General features: G+C 64.3%; 3 protein-coding genes. 2 read left to right on the top strand and 1 reads right to left on the bottom strand.

The genetic code is table 11. The annotated features are described in order from the left end of the window. The first annotated feature begins 401 nt into the window (after positions 1–401). Complete coding sequence (purB, locus tag AC1DMG_RS21245; RefSeq protein WP_477181065.1) at positions 402–1,769, top strand: adenylosuccinate lyase; 1,368 nt, start codon at positions 402–404, stop codon at positions 1,767–1,769. A 64-nt stretch (positions 1,770–1,833) separates the two neighbouring features. On the opposite strand, the gene gstA is transcribed toward purB, so the two are convergent. Continuing rightward, positions 1,834–2,448 (bottom strand): glutathione transferase GstA, encoded by a 615-nt coding sequence (gstA, locus tag AC1DMG_RS21240; RefSeq protein WP_477175956.1) that lies wholly within the window; start codon positions 2,446–2,448, stop codon positions 1,834–1,836. A 155-nt stretch (positions 2,449–2,603) separates the two neighbouring features. On the opposite strand from gstA, the gene AC1DMG_RS21235 reads away from it, so the two are divergent. After that, on the top strand, positions 2,604–2,975 hold the full coding sequence (locus AC1DMG_RS21235; RefSeq protein ID WP_477175957.1) for a winged helix-turn-helix transcriptional regulator: 372 nt from the start codon (positions 2,604–2,606) through the stop codon (positions 2,973–2,975). Positions 2,976–3,115: the final 140 nt, after the last annotated feature.

The following is a 3,115-nucleotide window of genomic DNA, read 5'->3' as shown; positions in this document are numbered from 1 at the left end:
ACAAGCACGCAGCGGTGTACCGCTCCGTAGGTCTGTCGCGCACAGGGTGCGCTCCCACAAAGAGCCGACCGGCAAGATTGATCCGCCCCGCTCAGGCCTGCGTCTCCCTTCCTTGTGCGCGACCGCAGCGCTGGCGTGTACCGCTCCGCAGGGTGTTCGCGCACAGGGTGCGCTCCTACAAGTGAGCTGCTAGCCCGGGTAGCGCCGGCCGTTGTTCGGCTCTTGATGTGGCTCTCGCCCCCGGGGTCCCCGTATGACCCGGCGGGCGGGTGAAGGAAAGCCCAAGGGGATGACGAGCAAAAAGCGGCCTGCGACGCATTGACCACCAAAACCCACCCCCAAAACCCCCTCCCCCTCCCCTGTTGTAAAATTCCCCCTTTCCCGCCTCCGGAACACCCCCGATGTCCTCCCATGCCCTGACCGCCCTGTCCCCCCTGGACGGCCGTTACGCCAGCAAGGTCGAAACGCTGCGCCCGATCTTCAGTGAATTCGGCCTCATGCACCGCCGCGTGCACGTAGAAATCGAATGGCTGCTGGCGCTGGCCGCGGACCCGGGCATCGTCGAGCTGCCGGCATTCACCGCCGACCAGGTGGCCAGGCTCAAGGGCATCGCGGGCGACTTCAGCGTGGACGACGGTGCGCGCATCAAGACCATCGAAGCGACCACCAACCACGACGTGAAAGCGGTGGAGTACTTCATCAAGGAACGCATCGGCAACGATGCGTCGCTGGCGCAAGCCAAGGAATTCGTGCACTTCGCCTGCACCAGCGAAGACATCAATAACCTGTCCTACGCATTGATGCTGCGCGATGCGCGCGACCAGGTGCTGCTGCCCGCGCTGGACGGCATCATCGCCCAGCTGCGCGACCTGGCTCATGCCAATGCAGGCCTGCCGATGCTCTCGCGCACGCACGGCCAGACGGCGTCGCCCAGCACGCTGGGCAAGGAGCTGGCCAACGTGGTCGCCCGCCTGGAGCGCCAGCGCAAGCAGCTGGCCGCAGTGGAGGTGCCCGGCAAGATCAACGGTGCCGTGGGCAACTACAACGCGCACGCGATCACCTATCCGGAACTGGACTGGCGCAGCTTTTCGCAGCGTTTCGTGGAAAGCCTGGGCCTCGATTACAACGCCTACACCACGCAGATCGAACCGCATGACGGCGTGGCCGAATACTGCGACGTCGTGCGCCGCGCCAACATCATCCTGATCGATCTGGCGCGCGACATCTGGGGCTATATCTCGCTGGGCTACTTCAAGCAGGCCTTGAAGGCCGGCGAAGTGGGTTCCTCGACCATGCCGCACAAGGTGAACCCGATCGACTTCGAAAACGCCGAAGGCAACTTCGGCCTCGCCAATGCCCTGCTCGGCCACTTCGCCGAAAAGCTGCCGATCAGCCGCTGGCAGCGTGACCTCACCGATTCCACCGTGCTGCGCGCGCTCGGCACGGCGTTCGGCCACACCATGGTCGCGCTCGAATCGCTGAAGAAGGGCCTGGGCAAACTTACGGTGAACGCCGACCGCCTCGGCGCAGATCTCGACGCCAGCTGGGAAGTGCTGGCCGAAGCCGTGCAGACGGTGATGCGCCGCTATGGCCTGCCCGAACCGTACGAACAGCTCAAGGCACTCACCCGCGGCCAGGGCATCACCAAGGACTCCATGCGCAGCTTCATCACCGGCCTGGACCTGCCCGCCGATGCCAAGCAGCGCTTGCTCGACCTCRCGCCGGGCGGCTATATCGGACTGGCCGAGTCGCTGGCCAAGCAGATCTGATCGCGGAACGTTGTCTCTGTTTCGCCACAAGGGCCGCGCATCGCATGCGCGGCCCTTCGTTTTTTTAGGCAGCCTTGAGCAGCCCTTCCGCCTGCAGCGCCGACTGCACCTTCGGACGCGACGCCACACGCTGCTGGAAGGCGACGATCGCCGGGAAGTCCGACAGATCCAGCTTCACGTGCTGTGCCCAGTTCGTCACGGTGAACAGATACGCATCAGCCGCGGTGAACTGATCGCCGATCAGCCAGTCGTGCTTGGACAGGCGTTGTTCCAGGAAGGCATAGCGCTTGCGCAGATAGGCCTGGCGCTCGTCGCGCACGGCGTCCGGCGTGTCGGGCTTGAACAACGGCGAGTAGCTCTTGTGCAACTCGGAGTTGATGTAACCCAGCATTTCCTGCAAGCGATAACGGGCGGTGGTGCCATGGGCGGGCGCCAGGCCGGTCTCGGGCTTCAGATCCGCCAGGTACTGCACGATGGCCGGTCCCTCGGTCAGCAACTCACCGCTTTCCAACTGCAACGCCGGCACATAGCCCTTGGGGTTGATCTGCAGGAAGTCTTCGCCGCTCGCGGTGCGCTTGGCCTTGTTGTCGACCTTGATCAGTTCCACAGGAATACCCGCTTCCAGGGCAACGATATGCGGCGACAGCGAACAGGCGCCAGCGGCGTAGTAGAGCTTCATGGTGGTTCTCCTTGAGGGGACGGGATCAACGCGATCCGGGTTCGCGAAGGCCACCGATGCTAGCCATCATGGTTACTGTTGGATACCACCTAACCGCCGGTAACCTCTAAAATCCGGTAACCGCCGAGTTACCGAAGCCCCCCAAGGAGCACCCCATGGGTCTGCCGCTACGCAAGAGCAAAGTCTGCCCAGCACCCACCTGCCCTCTCAGTGAAGTGCTGGGCCTGCTGCGCGGCGCCTGGGCGCCCAACGTGATCTGGCAACTCAGCGGCGAACCACGTCGCTTCGGTGAGTTGCGCCACGACATGCCGAAAATCTCCGCRCGTGTGTTGAGTGCGCGTTTGCGCGAACTGGAAACGCGAGGGCTGGTGACGCGGCGCGTGCTCGATTCGTCGCCGCCATCCGCGGAGTACTCCCTGACGACGCTGGGGCGCGAGTTGCTACCGGCCATCGATGCGTTGGCGAATGTGGGGAGGAAGTTGATTGAGGAGTGGGAGATGCATCAGCGGAAGGCGGCGGTGCGCTGAAGCCATTACCTTCGCCCGCTGAGCGCCTGTGGCGCCTTAGAACAGAGGCGCGTCATCCCGCCTCTCCGTGGGGCGGCTATCTCCTGTGGGAGCGCACCCTGTGCGCGACMGCCACGCCTGGGTGTATCGCTCCGTCGGCT

This window comes from Dyella sp. 01N36 (assembly GCF_056399745.1).
This window is presented reverse-complemented; position numbering and strand designations above follow the sequence as displayed.

Coding starts and splice junctions, on each gene's coding strand:
- gstA (WP_477175956.1), bottom strand. CDS start 2,448: ATGAAGCTCTACTACGCCGCTGGCGCCTGTTCGCTGTCGCCGCATATC.